This window comes from Aquiflexum sp. (assembly GCF_977115555.1).
Map to the genome: position 1 here is coordinate 1 of NZ_CDSBKL010000223.1, position 6,686 is coordinate 6,686.

The 6,686-nt window shown below is 39.5% G+C and carries 6 protein-coding genes; all 6 read left to right on the forward strand.

Features of this window, described 5'->3' with window-relative positions; genetic code table 11:
- Window positions 1-568: hypothetical protein (locus ACZFYI_RS13200; protein ID WP_462524597.1), on the forward strand; the 568-nt coding region annotated here is incomplete at its 5' end.
- 4 nt (window positions 569-572) lie between these two features.
- A complete protein-coding gene (locus tag ACZFYI_RS13205; RefSeq protein WP_462524598.1) occupies window positions 573-1,298 on the forward strand; it encodes a DUF6090 family protein in 726 nt (241 codons plus the stop codon).
- Entirely contained in the window at window positions 1,295-2,353 is a 1,059-nt protein-coding gene (locus tag ACZFYI_RS13210) for a DUF6090 family protein (RefSeq protein ID WP_462524599.1), read from the forward strand. Before ACZFYI_RS13205 ends, ACZFYI_RS13210 begins: the two co-directional genes overlap by 4 nt.
- A gap of 3 nt (window positions 2,354-2,356) precedes the next feature.
- Window positions 2,357-3,121, forward strand: coding sequence for a hypothetical protein (locus tag ACZFYI_RS13215; RefSeq protein ID WP_462524600.1), 765 nt, complete (start codon window positions 2,357-2,359; stop codon window positions 3,119-3,121).
- On the forward strand, window positions 3,114-3,881 hold the full coding sequence (locus ACZFYI_RS13220; RefSeq protein WP_462524601.1) for a DUF6090 family protein: 768 nt from the start codon (window positions 3,114-3,116) through the stop codon (window positions 3,879-3,881). The genes ACZFYI_RS13215 and ACZFYI_RS13220 overlap by 8 nt, the downstream gene beginning before the upstream one ends.
- Window positions 3,874-6,686 (forward strand): ligand-binding sensor domain-containing protein (locus ACZFYI_RS13225; protein ID WP_462524602.1); only part of this gene is annotated, 2,813 nt, incomplete at its 3' end. The genes ACZFYI_RS13220 and ACZFYI_RS13225, both read left to right, overlap by 8 nt.

The window sequence follows — 6,686 nt, forward strand, 5'->3', positions numbered from 1 at the left end:
AGAGGTCAAAAATCAAAAAAGGGAAAAAACTTTTTTTACTAATCTTCAAGAGGACTTGAGGGCGGATTCCATCAGACTTCAGGAACTTCACAATACGCTTCAAACAGCAGTCCTCTACAAACAAGTTTTTTCAAATCAGATTTATGGAAAGCAAAGTAATCGAGATTCATTGAATTCTAATTTCAAAAGTCAGTACAATATTTTGGTGGACTTTATTCCTAATTCGACTTCAATGGACGAATTAACCAGCGGAAATGGTTTGGGTTTAATCTCCAATTCTTTATTGAGACGAAGAATAGTCGGATTGTACAATACTTACGATGACTTGATTTTGAAATTGAAAATAGGTCAGGAAAAAGGCCAAGCAGTGGTAAATTATGTCAGTCAAAAAGTAAAAAATATCAACCAACTCACTCAGGAGGAGATTGACCAACTTTTGGAAGACCCGTTTTATGTGAATCAAACATTTATGAACTTTCTGGTGACTCAATTAGAAGCCATAACTGCCACACAGCAAAATTGCAATGAAACCTTGGCACTCATCAGAAAGGAGTTAGCCAATGATTAGCCTTTTGAGAAAAATCAGACAGAAACTCCTTCAAGAGAACCGTGTGACCCGGTACCTGATTTATGCTTTTGGAGAAATTTTCTTGGTTGTAATTGGAATTCTGATTGCCTTACAGGTAAACAACTGGAACCAGGAACGAGTGGAAAAGAGAAAATCGAATGAATTCCATCAGCGCTTAAGTAATGACTTGGATCAGATTATTAGGTTCCTTGCAGGTATTGAAGAATATTCCAATCTGGTAGCTAATCAATTGGACGAAGCGGTGGAAATACTGGAGTCAGGCCAATTCAACGATTCATCCAAAAGAGTGTTGGACTTTGCATTTGGGAATTATTTTAGACTTTCCCGACACCTACCAGAACTATCCACCTATGAGGAAATGAAAAGCTCAGGACAGTTGGGTTTGATTTATAATCTCGAGTTACGGGAAGAGCTGAGCAAATACATCACCCAGCAAAAGCTAGTCAGCACTATTTATGAGGATTTAAATGAAAAGGTCAACCAAACTACTTTCATGGACCCTTATTTAAAGTTTGAGCAAGGTGGTAGTGTAACCGAAAATGCGTTTAGCTATGATTTTTCAAAAATCCGTCAAGATCAAGTCGTAATTAACACCTTGTCCAGGTATGCCTTTCACTGGAAATCCAAAAGCTCATTTTCCAGAAGTCTTCAAAATCAAGCAAGTGAGCTAAATGCGTTTATTCAAAAAGAAATTGAAACTTCATTATGATCACCCTATTCCGAAAAATCCGCCAAAAACTCCTTCAACAAAATCGAATCACTCGATACCTTGCTTATGCTGTGGGCGAAATCGCCTTGGTCATGGTTGGAATCCTTTTGGCATTACAGGTGAACACCTGGAATGAAAACCGAAAAAACCAACAGTTCATTGGGGTTATTCTGAAAGAAATACAACAAGACCTATTAAATGATTTGGTTGAGTTTGGGCTTGCTGTAAAATGGGCCGAAGAAATGGATACCTTAAGTCTCAAAACCATTCGGGAAGAGCTTATGGATGAAGATTTCGAAAATCCCGAGTTACAGGCTCTTTGGTCTTTGGGCACCATAGATTATCCCTTGGAACTGAGCGATAGATCCTACCAACAATTGATCCAACAAAAAGAAAAAATTCAAGAAGAGAATCGAGGCATTCTTTCCATGTTAAATTCTCTCTATGTAGAAGATCATAGTTTTTTAGACCAAGCGCAGGAAGACTTGAGGCAAACGACCTATGCTTATGCTACCTATTTACATGAAAATAAGCCTTGGATAGTGGATCTGGCTCTAAAAAAGCCCAATGAGCAAGCGATTAAGTATTTTCTTCAAGATCCCATACACAAACAAAAGATTGCCTTTTATCATAGAAATTTGGAAGTCTACCATGCTTACGCCTCTCGGGTAAAGGACAAATCAGCGTTGAACTACATGGTAATCCGATATCTACTTGGAGATACTACCGAATTGCCATCTCAGATCAAGGAGATTTTCCCTTTTAATACCCAGCCAAGTCTAAACTATGAGGCAAACTTCCGCAGCATTGGGGACAATGGAGAAACCTTTGACTACAAAATAGATCAACAATACAATTTAATACTTTGGGAAAACCTTTCTCAGCAAGGTTTTTATTATAAATCTATGATCCTTATGGAGCTTAGTCCTGATTCTCTTCAGTTTTCTTCGGATAAAAGAACTACCATAAAAATTCTTAGGGACCAGTCAGGGAAAATAACTGGCTTTCAAGGCTATAAGTCTGGAGTTCCCGATATAAAATTTAAAGCCTATTAGTCTATGATCTCTTTTTTTAGAAAAATCCGCCAAAAACTCCTCTCCCAAAATCGGGTCACCCGATATTTGGCCTATGCGATGGGTGAAATTATCTTGGTAACGATAGGGATTTTAATCGCCCTGCAGATCAATACCGCAAACCAGCAACGGATAGAAAAGAAGGAAAAGTCTATACTGGTTGGTCTGTTAAAGGAAGAGCTCAAAGAAAATTTGGCAGAATTCAATTTGAAGGTTGACTACCTCGAAAATTGCCGGAAGAAGAATATCCAAATCCTGAAAATTGCAAGTGGTATTGATTCGGGCCTCCCGATCGATTCGACTCGGAAATATGCTTTTGAAATGCTGCCGATATTTACCACTACGATCAAATCTTCACGACTGACCTCCAGTAAAGAGTCTGGAAAATTCAATTTGCTGAATGAGGAAGAAAGTAAGGCTTTGACTGACTACGAAACTTCTTTACTGCTTTTTCAAGAATCACGGCTACTAACCAATGTGGTATTTACCGAGGATGGAAATGAATTGATGGTTAGATTTTCTTTATTCAAAACCTTGAATCCATTGGTATTTGAAGGAGAAGAATTCCCCGAACATCCCCAACTCATTTTGGATGACAAGGAGTTGGTCCCATACCTCAAATTACCTGATACTTATCGGTTGATTCATCGAAATTACAATAACATCTTTACCCAGATCCTATGGCTAAACGATTTGGAATCAATAACCAATAGCACTCTTGCCATCCTCGAAAAAGAAAACCATGATTAGCCTCTTCCGCAATATCCGCCAAAAACTCCTCTCTCAAAATCGGATAACTCGATATTTGGCCTATGCGGTCGGGGAGATAATTCTCGTGGTGATCGGGATCCTGATTGCGCTTCAGGTCAACAACTGGAATGAAAGCCGGAAACTTAAAAAACAGAAAGCAGTCCTTTTGGAAAACCTTCAACAGGATTTTGAAGAAAACCTGAATCGTCTTGATATAATAATTGGTTTTCTGAATGATCGGGAAGATTATGCCCGTCAAATCCTTTCTCTTTTGGATTCTTTGCCCGATAAGGTAGATAGTATTCCTACCGTTTTTGCCTTGGAAAGGGCTGGCTTTGTCCACTACTTTAATCCTACCCAACCCACCTATGACGAAATGAAATCCTCTGGAACACTAAGCCTGATTTCAAACAAAGAGCTTAAACGAGTCCTGTCCAGTTACCAGACTTTTTTAGAATATAACTTTCGTATAGAGGACAAAAACAGTGACGTGATCCAATCCTACGCAGAACGAATTCTGAGGTATATGGATCCTGAATTTGGCACGGTCAACATCTCGGATAATGAATCCAAAGCTTATGCCGGATTACATTTTGACCTGTCGGGTATGTCAAGTGATTCTGAAATTCATTATCTTCTCAATAATATTATCCATAAAAGTCTTTTAGAAGCTGGATATAAAGACCGAATATTTAGGGGTAGATTAAAATATATCCTGGAATTGATCGAAGAAGAAAAGAAAATTACATCGAATGAATAAAGAAAACACATATACCAAACTTTTAAAAAAGAAGTTCCTTGTAGGTTTAACCACGCTTTTTCTCCTTGGATCAACTTTTTTTGCAAAAGCCCAAAATTATATTTTCAACAACATCACTTCCGACGATGGGTTGCCGAGCACTTCGGTTACGGATGTCACTCAAGATACCTATGGTTTTATTTACTTGGGTACTTGGGATGGAGTTTATCAATTTGATGGGAAAAACTATATAAAGATTTACTATGAAGGCCGATATGTAGAAGCAGATGATAAAGGGGGCGTCTGGATCGAAGCCCAAACTGGAAATCTGATTTATTATGATTCCAACCGAGACAGCCTGATTTCCTATTGGGATGTGGATCCTGATAGACGCTACATCCAAGTTCTTTTGGGAATGCATGGAGAAGTATTCGCAGCTACTTCCCAAGGCATCATGAAACTGGATCCGGAAAGTAAAAAATTTGTGCTCGAGCCCGGACAGGAAGACGGAGAGGTTTGGGAACTCAATATCGGAGAGGACGGAAGAATTAATTTTATTCTTTCTCTTTCTGAGAATAGAAAACTAAAAATTGGAACAAGACATCCTGATGGAAAATTTAGCTATGAAGAATTCCCTCTGGATGAAAATACCTCAAATAAATTATCTTTTTATATTTCTTATCCCACTATAATTCTTCCTTTTGGGAAATCAGGTACCGCATTGGTAAACCGAAATGGACTGGCAACTCGGGAATCCCATTCCAAACCTTGGACATTTAAAAAAGTAAGCGAACCTGAAATACTTAAAGAGAAGGGCTTTGAAAATGGTGGGTCTCACCTACTCATTGGGAATGACCTTTGGCTCAATCAAATAAATGCAATTTCCCGAATAAATCTTGAAACGGGAGAATCCCTAACCATCCATTCCGGTACCAATACAAAAAAAGAATTGCTCCCTATGTCCAGCGATCATGGATGCAGATTTTTTCTGGATGGCCAAGGAGTTCTTTGGATCCCCAAATTCGCCTATGGCATCAGTCTTTTAAATACCTATCAGTCGGATTTTGGGCTTTTGAGGGATGAAAAAGGAAAGGTGATCCCAGATATTTTGTCTTCTTATGAATTGTCAGATGGTTCGTTTTGGGTAGGTCAGCGGATCAGCAATGTAAAGTCTTTGATTCATTTCTCTTCCGATAGAAGGACAATACTTCACCGAGTGGGAGATACTCGGACTGACTTAGCCGAGAGAGCAAGTATAATACGGTTTCCCGGAAAATCAATAGGAAAGGAACTTACCCACCCCTATCCATGGGGAATTACCCAGACCGCTGATTCAGTACTTTGGGTAGGAACGGGTTCTCCGGGGGAGGGAAATGGAGGACTAAACCGAATAGATCCAAAAACCAGGCTGATTACCCGATACCGAAATGACCCTGAGGAAATTAGCACTCTTGGTCAAAACTGGGTATTTGGGATTCTAAAAGATTCCCAGGATAAGCTTTGGATCAATCATAACGGAGGCGTGGATTTTTTTGATCCGGAAACCGAGATTTTTGATCATGTGGTCAAAGATACCTCTGGTACCCGATTCAAAGGAGTTTTGATTGATTCCAGAGATAATGTCTTAATTCAGGATGAAGCATCGCGAAACTCCTGGCTATTGCTCGATTCTAAAACCAAAGCTATTATCAAAAAGGGTAAATTATTCGGGCGGGGTTTGGGGTATATTTTAGCGTGGCCTTATCTAGATATGAAAGGTAGGATATGGATTGCCTCAATTGATGGGTTTGGTTTTTCCAGTGAGGAATACGATGGGCTGAAATTTTGGCTGACCTATGAAGAATTTGGCTATCCGGATTTGGAAATCAGAGCTTTTAGTGATGACGATCAGGGTAATGTATATTTTGCCAGCTCAGAGGGTATTTTCCAATACCATCCTGAAACGGGCAAGACTGTTCGATTTGGTTCAGAACGGGGTCTTCAATCCAATCTTTTCAATACTAAAATAAACAATCGGGGGGCATCAGGTAAAATTTACTTTTCTGGAAGCGGAGGAATGAATGTCTTTGATCCCAAAGAAATTAAAACCAATCCCTACCCTCCAAAAATCATTATTCGGGGAATTACTCTTGACGGAAAAAGCTACCAATCATTTTTGGATTCTTTAGATAGAAAACCCAACCATACCTTAACTTCTTTATTAATCCCTCCGGGAATCACCACACTTTCTATCAATTTTGCTTCTATCCACTTTGGAGGCAGTGGAAAAAACAATACCCAATATCGCTTGCTGAATTTTGATGACAACTGGCAGGATGCAGGAGGAAACGGAAATGCAGTTTTCACCAATTTACCCGCAGGGGATTACATTCTTGAATTAAAGTCTGGCAACCTGGATGGAATCTGGAATGAAAACCCGCTCCAGATTTCGATAAAAGTATTGCCTCCATGGTACCAAACCTGGTGGGCCTATGTTATCTACTTTAGTTTGTTCGTCATTCTTTCCTATGCAATTATCCAAGAGCAAAGCCGAAGAGTAGCCAAAAAAGAAAGAGACAAGGTAAGAGACCGGGAACTTGCCCAAGCCAAAGAAATCGAAAAAGCCTATGCCGATCTCAAATCCACCCAAGCCCAACTTATCCAATCCGAGAAGATGGCATCTCTTGGAGAGCTTACCGCAGGCATCGCCCATGAAATTCAAAACCCGCTGAACTTTGTGAATAACTTTTCAGAAGTGAGTGGTGAACTGGTAGATGAGATGAATGAGGAACTGGAAAAAGGAGATATTGAAGAAGCCAAATTCATCGGAAAAGACCTCAAAGAAAA

Bases quoted from the DNA above. Each gene is read 5' to 3' on its own strand.
- ACZFYI_RS13210 (WP_462524599.1), top strand. From the start codon at position 1,295: ATGATCACCCTATTCCGAAAAATCCGCCAAAAACTCCTTCAACAAAAT.
- ACZFYI_RS13215 (WP_462524600.1), top strand. From the start codon at position 2,357: ATGATCTCTTTTTTTAGAAAAATCCGCCAAAAACTCCTCTCCCAAAAT.
- ACZFYI_RS13220 (WP_462524601.1), top strand. From the start codon at position 3,114: ATGATTAGCCTCTTCCGCAATATCCGCCAAAAACTCCTCTCTCAAAAT.